The organism is Tenacibaculum sp. 1_MG-2023 (assembly GCF_030547425.1).
Lineage (GTDB): Bacteria > Bacteroidota > Bacteroidia > Flavobacteriales > Flavobacteriaceae > Polaribacter.
On the sequence record NZ_JAUORH010000015.1, the window covers coordinates 12,440 to 32,731 of the forward strand.

Sequence of the window (20,292 nt, forward strand, 5' to 3'; positions counted from 1 at the left end):
GAAAAGAGAAAATAAAAAATAGAAAAGAGAATATGTAGTGCTTCTTAAAATTCACTAGTGAAATGTAATTTTACAGTTGGATATTTACTTTGTGTCATTTGTATGGTAAATGAAGAGTCGGCTAAAAACACTAGCTGACCTTGTTTGTCTTTAGCTAAATAACGTTGTTTTACACGTTTAAACTCTTTGAATTCTTCATTTTTAGTGTCTTCTGGTTCAACCCAACAAGCTTTATGTACAGCAATATTTTCATACGAACACTTAGCTCCGTATTCATGCTCTAAACGATATTGAATTACTTCGTATTGAAGTGCTCCCACGGTTCCTACAATTCTACGCCCGTTCATTTCCATCGTAAATAATTGCGCAACACCCTCATCCATTAATTGATCTAAACCTTTATATAATTGTTTTGCCTTCATTGGGTCGGCATTGTTTACATAACGGAAATGCTCTGGAGAGAAACTAGGAATCCCTTTAAAGTTTAACTGTTCTCCTTCAGTTAAGGTGTCTCCAATTTTAAAGTTTCCTGTATCATGTAATCCTACAATATCACCAGGGAAAGATTCATCTACGATTTCTTTCTTTTCAGCAAAAAAGGCATTCGGGCTGGAAAATTTTACTTTTTTACTGTTACGAACGTGTAGGTAAGGGGTATTTCTTTTAAAAGTACCTGATACAATCTTCACGAAAGCCAAACGGTCACGGTGTTTAGGGTCCATGTTTGCATGAATTTTAAATACAAACCCTGTAAGTTTTTCTTCTTTAGAGTCTACTAAACGCTCTTCTGCTTGTTTTGGCTGCGGATTTGGAGCAATATCAATAAAGCAATCTAGTAATTCTTTTACTCCAAAATTATTTAAAGCTGAACCAAATAAAACAGGCTGTAGCGAACCGCTCAGGTAGTCATTTTGATTAAAATTAGGATATACCTCATTTACCAACTCTAATTCTTCACGAAGAGTGTTTGCAGCATCTTCACCAACGATTTTATCTAATTCAGGGTTATCGATGTCATCAAATTCCACCCCTTCAGAAATAGTTTGTTTATTATCTCCAGAGAAGATATTTAATTTCTTTCCCCAAATATTATAGATTCCTTTAAAATCGTATCCCATTCCAATAGGGAAACTTAAAGGAGTTACTTTTAAACCTAGTTTTTGCTCAACTTCATCTAATAAATCAAAAGCGTCTTTACCTTCACGGTCTAACTTGTTAATGAAAACAATCATCGGAATTTTACGCATGCGACAAACCTCTACTAACTTTTCGGTTTGTTCCTCAACCCCTTTTGCAACATCAATAACCACAATAACACTATCTACTGCAGTTAAGGTTCTAAATGTATCTTCCGCAAAATCCTTGTGACCAGGTGTATCAAGAATATTTATCTTCTTGTCTTTATAAATAAAAGCTAATACAGAAGTAGCAACAGAGATACCACGCTGGCGCTCAATTTCCATAAAATCGGAAGTCGCTCCTTTTTTAATTTTATTATTTTTAACCGCACCGGCTTCTTGAATAGCCCCACCAAAAAGTAATAATTTTTCAGTTAAGGTAGTTTTACCAGCATCAGGGTGTGATATAATTCCGAATGTACGTCTCTTCTGTATTTCCTCTAAAAAACTCATCTATAAATTTTAAGGTTGCAAAGATACATTTTAAAGCGAACTGTTCAAAAGAAGCTTTATACAGATATGTTTTTTAATTTGAAAAGGAAAATAAGCTATAATTTTATAGGAGAGTTTATCAAACTTTTCCAGTTTTCAATTACTTCGATTGGGTGATTCATTTCGTTATCTAAATTACGTCTTTTTTGTTCTTTATATGAAGGTACTTCTTGTTTAACAAATTGGTCAAATTTAGGATTATTACCATGCTTATCATCTTGTCCAATTTCCCAAACCTTGTTTGTTGCTACACCATTATCCTTTATCCTACAGTAATAAGTTCTATCAGTAACTAAAGTTTGTCCAATAACATAAGCACGTTCAGTCATGTATTTTTCAGCTTTTACAGCATTATCACTTGCTTTCATTATGGAATCATATGTTTTTTTTGCATGTTTTATAAAGCTTTCAGCTGTTTTTGCAAGTGTCCCTGATTTGGGTTTTCCATAGCTAGATTCGTTAGGGTTTTTCCATTCTTCTTTTGCATTTTTATTCATAGGGTCAACATTAGCCATTTCTTGATAAATACTTAATTGAAGAGTTGCGCCTAACATAAAAACTGTAAAACCAGCACTTGCTTTATCTTTTTGTTGAAGTGTGCCTAGCATACCTTCGGCTCCAGAAAGAAAGGTTTGGTCATATTTTTGTAATAAATTAAATAAATGCTCACGATCTTCTTTACTCTTAAGGTCGCGTTGTTTTAGTGCAGGAACATATTCGTAGTTAATCTTTTGTATTAAATTAGTAATAGCTCCACTAATGGAGTCTATTTTACTTTTTTGTATTTCTTGTTTAACTACTTTAGTTATTTGAGCATAAACCTCATCAAAATACTCAGGAATTTCAGGAGGGAAAATAGCCTCGATAATTGCGTTGGCAATTGCGCCGCCTACAGCACTAAGCATTCCAGAAGCAATTCCTTTACCCATAAAAACAGCTACACTTTTAACATTAAGCTTTAATGATAATGAATCTAAATTTGAGTGGAGTTTGGGAGGTAATGTAAAAGAGGAATCTTGTAAAACAAGGTTATATTCATTATCAAGACTAATGTTTTTTAATAAAAAATATAGAGATGTTTTATTTGTTGTTAATTCATATACAATAGTTCGTTTAGGTAAATTATGAAACTTTTCTAATAAAAAAGTGATTCGATCATTTATAATTACTTCGTTAAGTAATAAGGGATACTCGTTAAGTATATTTTTTTTAAGACAATTTATATTAACATCTAGTTCTGTAGGAATATTTGGAACCTCTTCAGGTTGAGCTACTTTAATTTCTGCCTTCAACTTATTATTTTCAATAGAAATAGGAGGTGCTCCAGGTAACTTTTTTTGAAGGATGGTGTTAGTTTTTAATTCGAAATATTCCTTATTTGTTTCAGGTTTTAAATTGCCATATACTAATAAAATATCAGGGTTAATAGTACTCAGTTTTTTTTGAGTTAATTGAATCATAATTACTAGAGTTTAATTGTTTGTATAAATTATATGAACTTAAAATAATCTTAGCATTACTAAATTATAAAAGTTAAAGTAAAGAAGAATGGTTTTATCGTGGGAATGACCTTTTTAAGGTATAAACGTTATCTTTTTACTCATAACTAAAGTATAATAAACTGATTTTCGTAAGTTTGCTTTTCGTAAATTTTCTAGATGAAAGAACAAGTAATTTTAGTTGATCAGCAAGACAATCCGATAGGATTAATGGAAAAAATAGAGGCACATGAAAAAGCCTTGTTGCACAGAGCGTTTTCGGTATTCGTTTTTAATGATAAAAATGAATTGATGTTACAGCAACGTGCTGCTGAAAAATACCATTCTCCTTTGTTATGGACAAATACTTGTTGTTCACACCAGAGAGATGGAGAGTCGAATATTGAGGCTGGGAAACGTAGATTACAAGAAGAAATGGGGTTTTCATGTGAGTTAGAAGAAGTGTTCTCTTTTATTTATAAAGCTCCGTTTGATAATGGCTTAACAGAGCATGAATACGATCATGTAATGATTGGTCGATTTAACGACGAACCTATTGTAAACTCCGAAGAAGTGGCGTCATATAAATGGATGCCTTTAGTAGAGGTGAAAAATGATATAGAAAACCACCCTGAACGATATACAGCTTGGTTTAAAATAATTTTTAAAGAATCTTACGATAAAATATCTAAGTATATTTAATATGCCTAAAGTAACAGTTCACAGAAAAGCACACTTTAACGCTGCACACAGGTTATTTAACCCTAAATGGTCTGATGAAAAAAATTATGAGGTTTTTGGTAAGTGTAGTAACCCTAATTACCATGGTCATAATTATGAACTAATTGTTTCATTAACTGGTGAAATAGACCAAGAAACAGGATATGTATATGATTTAGGTAAGCTGAAAAATTTAATTAAATTGAAAGTAGAAGATGTTTTAGATCATAAAAACTTAAATATTGAAGTAGAGGAGTTTAAGGATGTTAACCCTACAGTAGAAAATATATCAGTGGTGATTTATAATAAGTTACGTGTAAGTATTCCAGAAAAATTAGACTTAGAAGTTACATTATACGAAACTCCAAGAAACTACGTAACTTATAGAGGTGCATAATCTATGATAAACCAATTACTACGATTTACTCCAATTTTAAAACAAAAAATTTGGGGAGGAAAAAAACTAAACGAATTACTTCATAAAAACTCAGACGGATCCAATATTGGAGAGAGTTGGGAGATTTCTGATGTTGATGGAGATGAATCAATTGTTAGTAATGGTGATTTTGAAGGAAGAACATTACGAAGTCTTTTAGAAGAGTATAAGTACGATTTAGTAGGTGGTTATGTGTATAAAACTTTCGGTAAGCAGTTTCCACTGTTAATAAAGTTCATAGATGCTAAAGAAGTACTAAGTATTCAGGTACACCCTGATGATGATTTAGCGGGACTTCAAGAATCCTTTGGAAAAACTGAAATGTGGTACGTAATGCAAGCTGACGAAGAAGCTAGTATTATTATTGGATTTAAAGAAAATTCAAGCAAAGAAGAGTATATACAACACCTTAATAATAAAACACTTTTAAGTATTTTAAATATTGATAAAGTGGCTAAAGGAGATGTATATTTTGTACCACCAGGTAGAGTGCATGCTATCGGAGCAGGTTTATTAATTGCCGAAATTCAACAGACATCAGATTTAACTTATCGAATTTACGATTGGGATAGAAAAGATATTGATGGTAATTATCGAGAATTGCATACTGAAAAAGCATTGAAAGCAATTGACTTCTCAGCAGAAAGCTCTTATAAAACAATTTATGTGAAACAAGAAAATGTAGCGAATAAAGTAGTTACATGCCATTATTTTACAACGAATATACTTCCAGTAGAAGGAAAGAAAGAAATAGATTTATCTAAAAAAGATAGCTTTATAATTTATATGTGTGTAGAAGGAGAAGTAATATTTTCTTACGAGAATCAAGAAGAAATTGTAAGAAAAGGAGAAACTATTTTGGTGCCAGCATGTATTGATAAAGTGAAAGTTTTATCAGAAAGTCCTTCAGAGCTATTAGAAACATACATAAAATAAGCTTAAGAGAAGAATCTCCTAAGCTTATAACAAATCAAACTAACTTAACGATTGCTCAATTGATTGTAAAATCAATATTTAGAAATAATTAAGACGTTTTTTTAATAGTATAGCCAAAAGTAGCTGTACAAATAATATTTTGTTTCTTTTCTTCTTTTTTAGATACTGTTATATTGAAAATAACCTCAGTATCACTCAATTTTTTAATGTTGTTTTTGATAACAAGCTTATCATTAAGGTAGGCATTGTCTAACAGGTCAAATTCGATACTGTTAAAACTAAAATTAGAAGAATCTGGATAAAAGCCTAAAGAAGTGTTTGCGTTAGCTTCAATTTTATCGTATAAAACTGAAGTTTTTAGTACTTTGTTTTTGCTAACCTGTTTTTTGTTAACTATGAATTGATTAGGCTGACTGTTTGATGTGATGTTTAGTGTTTTCATGATAATTTTAAGGATTAAGTATTAGTAATTCAGGATCTCTGTAAAATGGATTTTGTACTGAGTACATTACAGTTGAGGCTACGTGTTTTCTAATTGAATTTCGATACTTAAAAGTGTTCATAATGTTTAAAATTTAAAATATTAGTAAATAAAAAAAGGTGCTTTTTTAAAAAAGCACCTTGGTTAAGTTTATATTAAAATTGATTATTTAAAATCGATGTTTAATTCTGTTTCTTTGGGTGCTTTTAAGTACGTATACATACTGTTTATGCATGCGGGCTGTACACATAATCGAATTGATTGTGTTGAAAATAAATGTGTATATGCCTAAAAGCGTTTTCATAAGAACTCAAAAGTAGTAAAAGTTTTTAATAATTGAACAAAATCAAAAATTAATTAATGTTAAAATTTTGTCAATGTGAGTTTTATCAGTTTTTATGATAGCAGTTTAAATATGTATCTTTGATACGTAAACACTTAGTATTATTTATGAAGATAATAGCAATGATTCCTGCACGTTATAGTGCATCGCGTTTTCCAGGGAAATTAATGAAAGATTTAGGAGGGAAACCTGTAATTGTAAGAACCTATGAAGCGGCAGTAAAAGCGAATTTGTTTGATGAAGTATACGTGGTAACCGATTCCGAAGTAATTTATAATTCTATAGAAAAAGTAGGAGGTAAGGTGTTAATGAGCCAAAAAGAACACGAGTGTGGCTCAGATAGAATTGCAGAAGCTGTTGAAAGTCTTGACGTAGATATCGTGGTAAATGTACAAGGAGACGAACCTTTTATTGATACCGTTTCGTTATCTAAATTAATTAGCGTTTTTAAATCTGATACTCAAAAAGAAATTGATTTAGCGTCGTTAAAAGTAAAAATAACGAATGAAGAAGATATTCAAAACCCTAATAATGTAAAAGTAATTACCGATGCAAACGATTTTGCAATCTATTTTTCAAGAAGTGTAATTCCGTATCACAGAGATAAAGAAATAGCTATAAATTATTACAAACATAAAGGGGTTTATGCCTTTAGAAAAGAAGCATTGATCGATTTTTATCATACACCTATGACACCAATAGAAGCAGCTGAAAAAATTGAATGTATTCGCTACTTAGAAGCAGGAAAAAAAATAAAAATGATAGAAACTTCAGTAGAAAGTATTGGTATTGATACTCCTGAAGACTTAGAAAAAGCTATAAAACAACTTGAAAATGAATAATATTAAAATAATATCCTTTGATGCAGACGATACACTTTGGGTAAACGAAACTTATTTTCGTGATGCTGAAGATGATTTTGCTCGATTGCTGTCTGATTACGAAACAGAAAATAAAATTCATCAAGAATTATTTAAAAAGGAAATAGAAAACCTTAAAATTTACGGTTACGGTGTAAAAGGTTTTATGTTGTCTATGGTTGAATGTGCTCTAGAAATTTCTAACTATAAAATCAGTCCTAAAAAAATGGAAGCAATTCTTGAGATAGGAAAAGAGATGTTAGAAAAACCAATAGAGTTATTAGATGGAGTAGAAGAGGTGTTACAAGAACTACAAGGAAAATATAAGCTAATTGTAGCTACTAAAGGAGATTTGTTAGATCAAGAGCGTAAGTTGGCTAAATCAGGTATCTTAAAATATTTTCACCATACAGAGGTGATGAGTGAGAAGAAAAAAGCCGATTATAAAAAACTAGTAAAACGGTTGGAAATTAATCCTTCAGAATTTTTAATGATAGGTAACTCATTAAAATCAGATGTATTGCCGTTAATTGAAATTGGGGCTACGGCAATTCATGTTCCATTTCATACAACATGGGCACACGAAGAAGTAAAAGAAGAACAAAAAACGGATGCTTATAAAACAGTATCTAGTATTACAGATGTATTAAAGTTTTTATAGATGAGGTATCTAGATATTGAAAACTGGAATAGAAAAGAACTTTTTAAACACTTTAGAACTTTAGCAGATCCAACTTTTGGTTTAGTTGCAGATGTAGATGTGTCTAAGACTTATCAATCAGCAAAAGAGAAGGATCAATCCTTTTTTGTAAGGTATTTACATGCTTGTATGAAGGCTATAAATGCTGTTGAAAACTTTAAATTTAGAGTTGAAGGAGATAAAGTAGCAATTTATGATGTAATTAATGTATCAACAACTGTTGCTAGACCAGATACAACATTTGGTTTTTCTTATTTTGATTATTCAGAAGATTTTGAAGTTTTTAATCAAAATTACATAGAAGAAAAAGAGCGAATACAAAGTTCAACTAGTTTATTGCCAATAAGGTATTCATTAGGCTGTATACACTCTTCAGCGATTCCTTGGGTAAGTTTTACAGGGCATAAAGAACCTTTCTCAGGAAATAAAAATGATAGTGTTCCGCAGTTAGCTTTTGGTAAATTAAAAGAAGAAAAAGGGAAAGTATTAATGCCTGTGGCGGTAAATGTAAACCATGCTTTGGTAGATGGATACCATGTAGGAGAGTTTTTTGAGAAATTTCAAGCTGAATTGGATAAAATCGATTAATTTTGCATCAAATATTTATAATTATGGCAAGCATAAAAAATTTAAAGAAAGATATTAACTATACATTAGGAGACATTATTAGTATTTGTCAAATAGCTAGAGAATTAAACCCTGAAGCTGATAAAGCTAAAGCAAATGCTATTGTAGATGAAGTTATTGTAACTTTTGATGATTTAATTGCAAAAGTAAATGCAAAAAATGTAGAGAATAAAAAAGCTCATTACAAAGCTTTAAATACTGAGTTAGAGACTAAAGCTAATGCTTTAATAGAAAAAGTAAATAGTTTATAGTACTATAAATTATATGTTTATAAAGCGAGACTCTAATGAGTCTCGCTTTTTTTTTGGATAAATTTTAACATTCACTTTGGAATAAAATTTTGTAAATTACGTTCAGTATTTAATAACAGATAACCCCAATAAATATGGCAAGAGCTATGTATGAGTACACGAAAACTGTGCTTCAAAAGGTTAGTTTTAACGCTGATTTATTTTGTAAAGAGCTTGAGAAAGCTTTAAGTAGATTACTACCTTATGAAATAGATGAACTAACTATTTGGCTAAAACAATTTACAGCTAATAAACCAGATTTATATGTTTGCTTAGCCTTAGTCGATAAGTAAAAAAAGGAAGCTTTTAAAGCTTCCTTTTTTTATTTTTGATGTTCTCTTTTTTTACCTTTTAGCTTTTTTATAAGCTTTCGGTGAAACTCGTGTTCAGCAACTTCTAAAGTGAGAATTTTTTTATCTGATAAAAAAGTTGAGAGCTTATCATAAAAGTGAGTTTTAGCTTCGTATTGTTCTTTTGAAACTGACTTAATTTTATTCACAATTTCTTTTGATTCTTTGTCAGTTAAACTATCAATTCCTCCACAGCTAAGTATTTTTTTCTTTATACTGTATCGTTCCGCTTTGTGAAGTTTAATCATTTTTTTATCATATATATTATATAATGGCCAAAATTTATCAGCTTCTTCTTCCGTTAGATTTAATTTTTCAGAAAGAAAAGCTACTTTAAAAGCTTTAATTTTTTCATAATTTCCTTTTTTAGTTTGTGATTGAACAGAAAAAAGGGAAGTAAAAGCTACAAATAATATAAGTAAATGCTTCTTCATTATTGTTGTATTTCGTTTATAAGTGTTGGTGTGTCAACAGAGCTTAAGTAATCTTCTAGTGTTTCATCACTAATAGAAGCAAATATATCTTCTTCTAGCTCTGAAGTATTTAAGGCTGTTGCAAGCTCACTATTATCAATATCGCCATATCCATTTTCATACCAAGATTCTATATCAGTAATAGTTATATCTTCAAAAGTAATTTTTTGACTATTAAAATAATTAATACCAATAAAAAGTAAAACAGAAGCTGCTGCAGCTACAGGAACATACTGTAAAATTCTTTTACGTAATGAAATTACTTTTGACTCTTTAGTTTGTTCTATTGCTAATTTTGATTGAATTCGAGCTTCAATTGTATCAAAATAACCGTGAGGAGTATTGAATGGTTTATTTTTTGGTAAACTATCTATAAATACAGAAGTGTTAATAGTCTCTTCAACTTTTTCAAAATAATTTTGAGGAGTTGAAAAACCATTATCCTTGCCAACTTGTTGGTTTATATAATCTATAGTATGTTTTAATTTTTTATCCATTACTTTAGTAAGACTCTTGTTTTTGTAAAAGGTTTAATTATAGTTCTTTATAAATTGTTCTATTTTTTTAGCGGCTATATGATATGAGGCTTTTAAAGCACCAACTGAGGTATTGAGAATTTCAGAGATTTCTTCATACTTCATTTCATCGAAGTACTTCATGTTAAATACTAATTGTTGTTTTTGAGGTAATGTGGCAATTGCTTTTTGCAAAATAAGCTGAATTTCATCACCAGAAAACCAATAATCACTATCTAAAGTAGAAGTAAGCTGTAGTTGATAATCAGAAATATGAATATTCTTTTCTTTAGCTTTTTTGTTGATGAAAGTTATAGCTTCATTGGTAGCTATTCTATACATCCAAGAATATAGTTTACTATCTCTTTTAAAGTGATTAATACTTTTAAAAACTTTTATAAAAGTGTTTTGTAAAACATCATCGGCGTCTTCATGAGAAATTACTATTTTTCGTATATGCCAATACAATCGCTCTTTATATTGCGATACTAGGCTTTTAAAAGCAATCTCTTTGGTAGTAGATTGCTGTAATTGATTTATAAGTGTGATCTCGTCAATCAACCAAAACTGTTTTAGTTGTTAGACATTAAAGATAGCAAAAGGTTTAAAAAGAGATATAAAAAACTACTTAATTCTTTTTGTACACCCAAATAAGCGTTTTTCTTTAATAGTTTCAGAAACTCCTTTAGGAAGCATTTCTTCCCATCCATCTTCTCCGTTTTTTATCTTTTTTAAGACTTTTCTTGAGAAAATATGTAAAATATCAGGGTTAAAGTCTTTAATATCAATTAATCGACCATTGTTTTTAAAGAACTTATAAAGTTCTTTCATTCTAGGATGCACTTTAAGGTTTTCACTAGTAATGTATTCACCAGTTTCCTCATTTTTATAGGGATACATGTATACCTTTAAATCTCTATAAAATAGTTTACCAAAAGCCTCTAAGATACCACCGCTCAAATCACGATAATACTTTTCATTAAAAATTTGAATCAAGTTATAAACTCCCATAGCAAGCCCCATGCGCTCTTTGGTGTACTCGCTAAAGTATTCTACTAGTTTAAAGTATTCTTGATAGTTGGTAATCATAACGTTTAGACCAAGAGAACATAGTAGTTCAGCCCTGTCTAAGAAGTCACGTTCGTTAATTTCTCCTTCGGCACGAAGGTTACTTAAGGTAATTTCAAAAATAATTTTGGTTTTCTTAGGATCTACTTTATTCTCATCAAAGAATAGTTGTTTAGAACGCTCAAACATATCCATGTTAACCTTAGTTACGGGTCTGTAACTTCCACGAAGAGCCAAAATATTCTTTTTGTAAAGTACTTGTGCAGGCAATAAGTTATTCCCGTCAGGACCAAACATTACAGCATTTGTCATCTCGTTTTTAACAAGTTGTAAACTCATTAAGCGGTTGTCAACATACATAAAACGAGGTCCAGAGAAGTTGATCATGTCAATCTCTAAACGGTCTTTATCAATATTATCGTAAAAAGATTTTAATAAATCTTTAGGGTTGTCATTTAAGTAATAAGCTCCATAAATTAAGTTTACACCTAAAACTCCCAATGTTTCTTGCTGCTGACGAGCATCAGTTTCTTTAAAACGAAGATGCAAAACAATTTCGTTGTAATCTTCTAATGGATCTAATTGAAAACGAATACCAACCCAACCATGACCTTTAAATTTTTTAGTAAAGTTTATAGTTGCTACTGTATTAGCGTAACTAAAAAATAATTTATCAGGGTGTTTTTGACGATCAAGTCGTTCCTCAATTAACTCCATTTCATGCTTTAGCATTTTCTTTAATCGAGGTTCAGTAACATAACGATTGTCTTTTTCAATTCCATAAATGGCATCAGAGAAATCCTTATCATAAGCACTCATAGCTTTTGCTATAGTACCAGATGCTCCACCAGCTCTAAAAAAATTACGAACAGTTTCTTGACCAGCTCCAATCTCTGCAAAAGTTCCATATATATGAGCGTTTAAATTAATTTTTAACGACTTCATTTTGGTAGTTGGTACAGTACTTATTTTTTGATCTCCTTTTAACGTAATTGCCATTTTGTTTTTTTTAGTTACGTATTACAAATGTACTGAAATTAGGAACTATCAGACAATTTTTGTTGTATTTTTGTGGTGAAAATGAAGAAAAAAAATCAAGTAAAAATAACTTTTTTAGGAACAGGAACTTCTACTGGAGTTCCGATGCTTACAAGTAAGCACCCTGTAGCTTTATCTAAGAACCCAAAAGACAAACGATTACGGTCTTCAGTGCTGGTTTCGTGGAATAATATTAATTATGTGATTGATTGTGGTCCAGACTTTCGTCAGCAAATGATGCGTGAAAAAGTAGCTTCAATTAACGGAATTTTATTTACACATGAACATGCAGATCATATAGCTGGTTTGGATGAAATCCGTCCGTATTGTTTTCAAATAGGACCAGTACCTATCTACTTAACAGAAAGAGTGCTAAATGTTTTAAAAAAACGATACGATTATATATTTGCAACAGAAAATAGATACCCAAGTGCACCAAGTGTAGCTCCAACTATTATTTCACATAAAGAAAATTTTGAGTTAGAGGGAGTAGAGGTTACTCCAATTGAAGTAATGCATGGTAATTTACCAATTCTCGGATATCGTTTTAATAACGTAGCATATATAACCGATATTAAAACTATTTTTGAAGAGGAGAAAGAAAAGCTAAAGAGTCTAGATGTTTTAGTCATTACAGGTTTACGAAAAGAACCTCATAAAACACATTTTAATTTAGAAGAAGCCCTAAAGTTTATAGAAGAAATTAATCCTAAAAAAGCGTATTTAACGCATATTAGCGAACTTTTAGGATTACACGATGAGGTTGAAAAAGAATTGCCAGAGAATGTGTTTTTAGCTTATGACGGGTTACAAGTTTAGTATTAAAAAAATTAATACTACAATCAATATTAATTACTTAAAGTAATTGATGGTTTTAGAATAGCTTCTTATTTTTACTTTAAATATTTACAACATGAAAATTATTATATCACCAGCAAAATCGTTAGACTTTGAAAGCAAAGTTACTACCGATGCATATACACAACCTAGGTTTTTAGAACAATCTGAAAAGTTGAATAAGAAGCTAAAAACACTTTCAAGGAAAAAGTTGAGTGAGTTAATGAAGATTTCTGATGATTTAGCAAGTTTAAATTATGAAAGAAATCAAGACTGGCAGCCTCCTTTTTCTTTAGAGAATGCAAAACAAGCAGTATTCGCTTTTACAGGGGAAGTGTATAGAGGGATTGATGCTAATTCTATTTCGGAAGATAAAATTCCAGTTTTACAAGATAAGTTGAGAATTTTATCAGGATTATACGGGTTGTTAAAACCATTGGATTTAATTCAGCCATACCGATTAGAAATGGGAACTAGGTTAAAAGTAGGTAGAAGAGAAAACTTATATAAGTTTTGGGATACTATATTGGCGGAATCTTTAAATGAAGAACTTGAGGATGGTGAGCTATTAATTAATTTGGCAAGTGCAGAATACTTTAAGGCACTTCCTAAAAAAACATTAAAAGTACCTATGATAACTCCAGTTTTTAAAGATTTAAAAAACGGACAGTATAAGACTATTATGACGTTTGCTAAAAAAGCTCGTGGATTAATGGTGCGCTATATTATTGATAATAATGTAGAGACTTTAGAAGAATTAAAAAGTTTTGATGTTGATCGATATGGTTTTTCCGAAGAAATGTCTACCGAAACTGAATTAGTATTTACAAGATAGATGAAACGAAAAAAAGTTGCTATTGTTTTTCTTTTAGGTTGTTTACTAATAATTACTTCTATTTATGTTTCAAACAAAGTAATAATTAATAATGCAGAAGGAAAACTATTTAACTCTACAGAAAATATATCTAAAAATAAGGTAGGGTTGTTATTAGGTACGGTAAAGTATTTGTCAGATGGTAGAGTGAATTTGTATTATCAATTCAGATTAAATGCTGCTGTGGAGTTATACAAAGCTAAAAAGATTGATTTTATTTTAGTAAGTGGTGATAATGGCTCTGAGGGATACGATGAGCCCACTGATTTTAAAAACGATTTAATAGAAGTGGGAATTCCTGAAAATAAGATATTTTTAGACTATGCAGGGTTTAGAACATTGGATTCTGTGGTAAGAGTGAAAGAGATTTTTGGGCAAACTTCAGTAACTATTATATCTCAAAAATTCCATAATGAAAGGGCCTTATACTTAGCTAATCATTATGATATTTACGCAATAGGTTATAACGCAAGAGGTATTTCTGGGAAATATGCGGTCAAAGTCCAGCTAAGAGAGTACTTAGCTAGAGTAAAAGTTTTTGTTGATATTCTTTTTAATATAAAGCCTAAGTTTTTAGGAAGGCCTATTGAAATAAAATAAAAATTAACAATCAGCTAATCGTACTGTAACAGCTAAGCCGCCTTCTGAGGTTTCTTTATAGTTTCGGTTCATATCTTTAGCAGTTTCCCACATAGTGTCAACTACTTTGTCTAATGGGACTTTAGACTCTTTTGGGTTAGTTTCTAAGGCTAATTCAGCAGCATTAATAGCTTTAATAGCTCCCATAGCATTACGTTCAATACAAGGTACCTGTACTAATCCACCAATAGGGTCACAAGTAAGTCCTAAGTGATGTTCCATGGCAATTTCAGCAGCAACTAAACATTGTGATGGAGTTCCGCCTAATAATTCAGTTAATGCGGCAGCAGCCATGGCTGATGATACTCCAATTTCAGCTTGACAACCACCCATAGCAGCAGAAATTGTAGCATTTTTCTTAAAAATACTCCCTATTTCTCCTGCGACTAGTAAGAACTTTTTAACATGCTCAAAAGTAGCATCGTGGTTTTCTATTACTAAATAATACATTATTACAGCAGGAATTACTCCAGCACTTCCATTAGTAGGAGCAGTAACAACTCTACCTAAAGCAGCATTTACTTCATTAACTGACAAGGCTAAACAACTCACCCATTTTAAAATTTCTCGAAACTTAACTTCGGTGCCTCTAATAGCGGTAATCCACTCCTGTTGATTGTTATATTCAGCATCTTTAATAAGTTTTTGATGTGTTTCAAATGCACGTCGCTTTACATTTAATCCACCAGGTAAAATCCCCTTAGTATGACAACCAATATACATACATTCTAACATGGTATTCCATATACGGTGTAACTCTTTATCAATTTCTTCAGCAGAATTAATTACGAGTTCGTTTTGGTATACAATATCAGAAATATTCAAGCCTTCCTTTTCACAATAAGCTTCTAGTTCAGTAGCTCTGTTTATTGGAAACGGAAAGTTTTGTTTGTTAATTTCAATATCCTCAGCAAGATTATCGTCTTCTTGTACGATAAAACCTCCACCAATAGAGTAATAGGTTTCTGTTGAAATTTCTACCCCATTAGCGTATCCTCTAAAAGTCATTCCATTCGCATGAAAAGGCAAAAATTCTTTGTTGAATTTTACTGAGTTATTAGCAAAAACAATATTCTTTTCATTATTAAAAAATAATAGCTCTTTGGTTTGAATATCACTAATAACTACATCAATAGTTTCAATAGGAATATGCTCTGGATCAGCACCACTTAAACCAAGTAAAACGGCTAAATCTGTCGCATGCCCTTTACCAGTTAACGAAAGAGAACCATACAAGTCTACTTTAATCTCTTGAATTAAAAGAAATTCATTTGTTTCTTTTAATTTTTGTATCCATTGTTGGGCCGCTCTCCAAGGGCCGAGGGTATGAGAGCTAGAAGGTCCCACCCCAATTTTAAGCATATCAAAAACGCTAATAAATTGCGACATAAATTATAAGTTGTTTGTTGGTGGCTAAAATAAAAAAAAGTCCTGTATTTAAAACTTAAATACAGGACTTATATTTATCAAAAAAGAGTTATTACATTCCGTAAACAGATTCTTTGTCAAATTTCTTTACTAACATGTAGTAAACTACAGCACGGTACTTGTTTCTTTCAGACTTTCCAATTCTCTCCATAACTTCTCCAATAGCCTTATCTAATTCAGGTCCATCAGCTAAACCTAACTTTTTCATTAAGAAATTTTTCTTAACGGTTTCCAGTTCTTTAGGATCACTACCAGATACAGTTTCAGCATCATTTTTATAAATAGAAGGTCCTAATCCTTTTGTAACAGCAGTTAATAAATCAGTGTTAGAACGGATATCTCTATCGTCCATAAATTTTTTATAAAGCGCTACTTTTTCGTCAAATTTACTCATGATTTTTTGTTTAAAATTAGATATTAATTTTTAGTTCTTTCAAATATAGAAAAATAATTAATTCTTTCAAACAACTTAGTGTTAATAAGAAAGAGAGACAATATTGTTAATTAAATTGTTGAAAAGAAATAAACAGATAGGTAAATAGGTACTGTTCTTGTAGTAATTTTATATAAATTCAAATCTGTAGCCTATGTCAATATCAAAATTTGAATCCATGTTGAAAACCAATGAGGTATATTTTTTTGATGCTGTAGAATTTGAAACAATTATAGAGCATTATTTAAATATAGGTAAACAGTCGTTGGCAAAAAAAGCTGTACAGCTAGGTTTGGAGCAGCACCCATCTTCAATTCAATTAAAATTAATGAAAGTAGAAATTTTAATTTTTGAAGACCAATTGCATGAAGCAATTAAGATGTTATCTAATATTGAAGCTGTAGAACCTCATAACGACGAGGTTTTTATCCAAAAAGCAATTATTCTATCCAAAAAGAAAAAGCATACTGAAGCAATTGCAATTTTAAAAGAATCTTTACAGTATATAGAAGATCCATCTGATGTTTGGTCAATGATAGGTATGGAGTATTTATATCTTGATGATTTTGAAAATGCTCGCTTAAATTTTGCTAAATGTATAGAGGTAGACTATGAAGATTATTCATCGTTATACAATATTGTGTATTGCTTTGATATGGAAGGTAGTCATAAAGACGCTATTAAATTTTTAAATGCTTATTTAGATAAGAATCCTTACTGCGAAGTAGCATGGCATCAATTAGGAAAGCAATATTTTGAGTTAGGAATGTACAAAGAAGCATTAACAGCTTTTGATTATGCAGTATTAATTGATGACAGTTTTATTGGAGGATATTTAGAAAAAGCAAAAACCTTAGAAGAGCTAAATCGTTACGAAGAAGCTATAGAAAATTACTTAGTAACATTAGAGTTAGACGATCCAACAGCTTATGCATACATAAGAATAGGAGAGTGTTATGAAAAGCTAAATAATACACAAACAGCTATTCATTTTTATAAAAAAGCAGTGCACGAAGATCCTCTTTTAGATAGAGGTTGGATTTTACTAACGAATGCTTGTTATAATCAAGAGAACTATCAAAAGGCATTATATTATATAAACAAAGCTATTCATATAGATGAAGCAAACGTTTTGTATTGGAGACGTTATGGAGATATCAATTTGAAGCTTAATTTTTATGAAGAATCAGTTAAAGCTTTTAAAACTTGTTTGTCGTTAGGTGATAAAGAAATTGAAATATATGTAGCGTTGGCTGATATTTTATTGTTTTTAGGAGAGTTTAACGAAGCTCTTAAGGTATTAATTCAAGCAAAAAAGACATATAAAGAGTTTGCAGAAATAGAATATAGGCTTTGTGGGTTGTTTATGATTCTTGGTAAAGAAGAGTATAGTATAACACACCTAAAAAATGCTTTAGCGATTGATTTTGAATATTATACAATAATAAAAGAGTTGTATCCTTCTGTTTTTGAAAAAAACAGCATACAAAAAATCATTTCTAATTACGATAAAGCGGTACAATAAATACTTTAGAGTGTTATATTAACTGATATGTATTAGGAAACAAACTTCCAAATCTTTTTTAGAATTAAAATACAAATTAGAGTAATTATCGAAAGTGTAATTGCAAGAATCATTTCACCATAAATCCAGTTTCCAGTGGCGAATAAGAAACTGTACACACCAATTATTCCAGTTACAAATCCAACAATTTTAAATCCAACATTTTTAAATTTATTTTCTCCTTTAAAAATAAGATTGTCAAATTTTTCTAATGTTTTAGCATCTGTAGGTTGTGTTAAAAGAGTTACAATAACCCATCCAATAGTTGTGACAAAAACACCGATGATTAACTGCCAATATCCAGCAATTTCTATGATTGGGGTTTCTATTTTTTTGTTGATAAAAAAGAATACAGCAATAATAAAAGAAATAGCCATAGCAGCAATTTCACTGTATGGGTTTATTCTACTCCAAAACCAACGTAAAATAAACAATAGCCCTGTACCAGCACCAATTTGTAGCAATAAATCGAAAACACTTTTAGCCGATTGTAAATAGAAAGAAAATAACGCAGCACAAAGCATTAGCAATACAGTTGATATTCTACCAACTACAACTTTTTGTTTTTCAGAAGCTTTTTTATTGATAAACCTACTATAAAAATCATTTACTATATATGAGCTTCCCCAATTCAGTTGGGTAGAAATTGTACTCATAAAAGCAGCTATTAACGAAGTTAATACAATTCCTAATAAGCCAGCAGGTAAATAGGTCATCATTGCTGCATAACCAACATCATGACCTTGCATTTCAGCTGTTAAACTAGGAAAAGCTTGATTCATACTATCTAAACTCGGAAAGATAATTAATGAAGCAAGTCCTACAATAATCCATGGCCAAGGACGTAAAGCGTAATGAGCGAAATTAAAAAATAAAGTAGCCCACGTTGCATTTTTTTCGTCTTTAGCAGCCAACATTCGTTGTGCAATATAACCACCACCACCGGGTTCAGCACCTGGATACCAAGTACTCCACCATTGTACAGCGAAAGGGATTATAAACAAGGTAATAAGAGCCTCTTTATCCGAAAAATCAGGAAGCATTGCTAGTTTATCACTCACGTTGGGGTGTGTTAATAAATTTGAAAGGCCGTTGATTTCAGGCAAATTTATAATATATATAGTTGCCCAGACTGAACCAACCATAGCAATTAAAAACTGAATAAAATCAGTAAGTAATACACCTTTTAACCCTCCTAAAGAGGAATAAATAACTACAATTATAGATGAGTATAACAGCATTTCTCCTTGAGAAATTCCTAATAAAATATTGGCAATTTTGGCACCTGCTAAACATACACCAGCCATGGTAATTACATTGAAAATAACTCCTAAATAAATAGCTCTAAAACCTCTTAAAAAGCTAGCCATTTTACCAGAGTACCGCAATTCATAAAATTCTAAATCTGTTGTAATTCCTGATTTTCTCCACAATTTAGCATAAAAAAATACGGTTAACATCCCTGTAAGTAGGAGTGCCCACCAAACCCAGTTTCCTGAAACACCATTTTTTCTAACTAATTCAGTTACTAATCCAGGAGTATCTGCGGCAAAAGTAGTTGCTACCATAGAAACACCTAATAACCACCAAGGCATGTTTCTTCCTGATAAAAAGAATTCAGAACTATTCTTACCTGCTGATTTTGAAGCCCAAATTCCGATGAATAAGGATATAATAAAGAAGGCAACTATAATTATAAAATCTAAACTACTTAAATTAACCATGAATTTATTTTTGGCTTAAACTTAATTAAATTTTGTTAGTCACATAAAAAAAAATCTACTAAATACATCGTTAGGTTGTTAAACAGCATAAAACTATTAATTATTGTTATTTGCATTTAAAATAACCTGTTTTGTGTTTGAGAGGTATTTACGCCCTATAGGAATTCGTTTCTTATTTATTGTTAAAGAGTTTCCTTCTACATAATTTATTTTATCTATTGAAATTGTGTATGAGCGGTGTATTCTTAGAAAGAGGTCGTTAGGTAACTCTTCTGAAATACTGGTTAGGGATTTATGCACAATATGATTATCGGTGGTAGTGCTAACTTTTATGTAGTCTTTTAAACTTTCTATGTATAGAATGTCTTTATATTTAACCTTAACGAGCTTTTTATCGACTTTTAGAAAGATATAAGCATCGTTTTTTTGCGAACTATTATAGTTAATATTAGAAATACGTTGAGTAAGTTTATTAACTGTTTTTAAAAAACGATTAAAAGGAATTGGTTTAACTAAGTAATCGAGAGCATCAAGTTCGTATGCATCTATCGCAAACTCTCTATATGCGGTAGTTATTACTACATGAGATTTTAATGTTATATTTTTTATAAACTCTATACCATTCATTTTAGGCATATTAATGTCTAGAAAAATGACATCTATATTTTCATTTTCAATAACTTCAATAGCATCTATGGGGTTGTTAAAAGTACTAACAATGCTAAAATTTTTAAATTTCTCTAAGTGTTTTTGAATAACTTTAATAGCAAAAGGCTCATCATCAATTATAATAGTATTAATTTTCACT

General features: G+C 30.7%; 23 protein-coding genes. 12 read left to right on the forward strand and 11 right to left on the reverse strand.

The genetic code is table 11. The features are described 5' to 3' along the window. Positions 1-44 precede the first annotated feature (44 nt). Entirely contained in the window at positions 45-1,631 is a 1,587-nt protein-coding gene (locus tag Q4517_RS11010; protein ID WP_303509200.1) for a peptide chain release factor 3, read from the reverse strand. A gap of 95 nt (positions 1,632-1,726) precedes the next feature. After that, positions 1,727-3,130, reverse strand: coding sequence for a hypothetical protein (locus Q4517_RS11015; RefSeq protein ID WP_303509201.1), 1,404 nt, complete (start codon positions 3,128-3,130; stop codon positions 1,727-1,729). 198 nt (positions 3,131-3,328) lie between these two features. Here Q4517_RS11015 and idi point away from each other — a divergent pair, with 198 nt between their 5' ends. The 3 genes from idi to Q4517_RS11030 are packed head-to-tail and all read left to right on the forward strand — an operon-like array spanning position 3,329 to position 5,240. After that, positions 3,329-3,850, forward strand: coding sequence for an isopentenyl-diphosphate Delta-isomerase (idi, locus tag Q4517_RS11020; RefSeq protein ID WP_303509204.1), 522 nt, complete (start codon positions 3,329-3,331; stop codon positions 3,848-3,850). Position 3,851: 1 nt separating this feature from the next. Further along, entirely contained in the window at positions 3,852-4,265 is a 414-nt protein-coding gene (locus tag Q4517_RS11025; protein WP_303509206.1) for a 6-carboxytetrahydropterin synthase, read from the forward strand. A gap of 3 nt (positions 4,266-4,268) precedes the next feature. After that, the gene (locus Q4517_RS11030; protein WP_303509208.1) at positions 4,269-5,240 is read left to right on the forward strand and encodes a type I phosphomannose isomerase catalytic subunit; all 972 of its coding nucleotides are present in this window, start codon (positions 4,269-4,271) and stop codon (positions 5,238-5,240) included. 88 nt (positions 5,241-5,328) lie between these two features. Here the strand turns inward: Q4517_RS11030 and Q4517_RS11035 are convergent, their stop codons facing one another. Next, on the reverse strand, positions 5,329-5,682 hold the full coding sequence (locus Q4517_RS11035) for a hypothetical protein (RefSeq protein WP_303509211.1): 354 nt from the start codon (positions 5,680-5,682) through the stop codon (positions 5,329-5,331). Between the two features lie 489 nt (positions 5,683-6,171). Between Q4517_RS11035 and kdsB the strand changes: the two genes are divergently transcribed. From kdsB to Q4517_RS11060, 5 genes are all read left to right on the forward strand, one after another. Beyond that, positions 6,172-6,906 (forward strand): 3-deoxy-manno-octulosonate cytidylyltransferase, encoded by a 735-nt coding sequence (gene kdsB / locus Q4517_RS11040; RefSeq protein WP_303509213.1) that lies wholly within the window; start codon positions 6,172-6,174, stop codon positions 6,904-6,906. Continuing rightward, positions 6,899-7,585, forward strand: coding sequence for an HAD family hydrolase (locus tag Q4517_RS11045; RefSeq protein ID WP_303509215.1), 687 nt, complete (start codon positions 6,899-6,901; stop codon positions 7,583-7,585). Before kdsB ends, Q4517_RS11045 begins: the two co-directional genes overlap by 8 nt. After that, on the forward strand, positions 7,586-8,212 hold the full coding sequence (locus tag Q4517_RS11050) for a chloramphenicol acetyltransferase (RefSeq protein WP_303509217.1): 627 nt from the start codon (positions 7,586-7,588) through the stop codon (positions 8,210-8,212). A 23-nt stretch (positions 8,213-8,235) separates the two neighbouring features. After that, a complete protein-coding gene (locus Q4517_RS11055; protein WP_303509219.1) occupies positions 8,236-8,502 on the forward strand; it encodes a hypothetical protein in 267 nt (88 codons plus the stop codon). Between the two features lie 134 nt (positions 8,503-8,636). Next, on the forward strand, positions 8,637-8,834 hold the full coding sequence (locus Q4517_RS11060; protein ID WP_115900718.1) for a hypothetical protein: 198 nt from the start codon (positions 8,637-8,639) through the stop codon (positions 8,832-8,834). 29 nt (positions 8,835-8,863) lie between these two features. Here Q4517_RS11060 and Q4517_RS11065 read toward each other — a convergent pair whose 3' ends face one another. From Q4517_RS11065 to Q4517_RS11080, 4 genes are all read right to left on the reverse strand, one after another. Further along, complete coding sequence (locus tag Q4517_RS11065) at positions 8,864-9,325, reverse strand: hypothetical protein (protein ID WP_303509224.1); 462 nt, start codon at positions 9,323-9,325, stop codon at positions 8,864-8,866. Further along, positions 9,325-9,861 carry a hypothetical protein gene (locus Q4517_RS11070; protein ID WP_303509227.1) on the reverse strand — a complete coding sequence of 179 codons (537 nt, stop codon included), beginning with the start codon at positions 9,859-9,861 and terminating at the stop codon, positions 9,325-9,327. The genes Q4517_RS11065 and Q4517_RS11070 overlap by 1 nt, the downstream gene beginning before the upstream one ends. A gap of 33 nt (positions 9,862-9,894) precedes the next feature. Beyond that, a complete protein-coding gene (locus tag Q4517_RS11075) occupies positions 9,895-10,440 on the reverse strand; it encodes an RNA polymerase sigma factor (protein WP_303509229.1) in 546 nt (181 codons plus the stop codon). Positions 10,441-10,503: 63 nt separating this feature from the next. Continuing rightward, positions 10,504-11,946 (reverse strand): TonB-dependent receptor, encoded by a 1,443-nt coding sequence (locus Q4517_RS11080; protein ID WP_303509231.1) that lies wholly within the window; start codon positions 11,944-11,946, stop codon positions 10,504-10,506. Positions 11,947-12,027: 81 nt separating this feature from the next. Between Q4517_RS11080 and Q4517_RS11085 the strand changes: the two genes are divergently transcribed. From Q4517_RS11085 to Q4517_RS11095, 3 genes are all read left to right on the forward strand, one after another. Then, positions 12,028-12,804, forward strand: coding sequence for an MBL fold metallo-hydrolase (locus tag Q4517_RS11085; protein WP_303509233.1), 777 nt, complete (start codon positions 12,028-12,030; stop codon positions 12,802-12,804). Positions 12,805-12,898: 94 nt separating this feature from the next. Continuing rightward, positions 12,899-13,657 carry a peroxide stress protein YaaA gene (gene yaaA, locus Q4517_RS11090; RefSeq protein WP_303509238.1) on the forward strand — a complete coding sequence of 253 codons (759 nt, stop codon included), beginning with the start codon at positions 12,899-12,901 and terminating at the stop codon, positions 13,655-13,657. Beyond that, the gene (locus Q4517_RS11095) at positions 13,658-14,296 is read left to right on the forward strand and encodes a vancomycin high temperature exclusion protein (protein WP_303509241.1); all 639 of its coding nucleotides are present in this window, start codon (positions 13,658-13,660) and stop codon (positions 14,294-14,296) included. 3 nt (positions 14,297-14,299) lie between these two features. Here the strand turns inward: Q4517_RS11095 and Q4517_RS11100 are convergent, their stop codons facing one another. Beyond that, positions 14,300-15,724, reverse strand: a complete 1,425-nt coding sequence (locus Q4517_RS11100) for an L-serine ammonia-lyase (protein ID WP_303509243.1) — start codon at positions 15,722-15,724, stop codon at positions 14,300-14,302. Positions 15,725-15,815: 91 nt separating this feature from the next. After that, the gene (locus tag Q4517_RS11105) at positions 15,816-16,157 is read right to left on the reverse strand and encodes a DUF2853 family protein (protein ID WP_099216255.1); all 342 of its coding nucleotides are present in this window, start codon (positions 16,155-16,157) and stop codon (positions 15,816-15,818) included. Between the two features lie 193 nt (positions 16,158-16,350). Here Q4517_RS11105 and Q4517_RS11110 point away from each other — a divergent pair, with 193 nt between their 5' ends. After that, a complete protein-coding gene (locus Q4517_RS11110; protein WP_303509246.1) occupies positions 16,351-17,721 on the forward strand; it encodes a tetratricopeptide repeat protein in 1,371 nt (456 codons plus the stop codon). A gap of 32 nt (positions 17,722-17,753) precedes the next feature. Here the strand turns inward: Q4517_RS11110 and Q4517_RS11115 are convergent, their stop codons facing one another. Beyond that, entirely contained in the window at positions 17,754-19,484 is a 1,731-nt protein-coding gene (locus Q4517_RS11115; RefSeq protein ID WP_303509249.1) for a sodium:solute symporter family protein, read from the reverse strand. Positions 19,485-19,580: 96 nt separating this feature from the next. Further along, positions 19,581-20,291 (reverse strand): LytTR family DNA-binding domain-containing protein, encoded by a 711-nt coding sequence (locus tag Q4517_RS11120; RefSeq protein ID WP_303509251.1) that lies wholly within the window; start codon positions 20,289-20,291, stop codon positions 19,581-19,583. Position 20,292 lies beyond the last annotated feature (1 nt).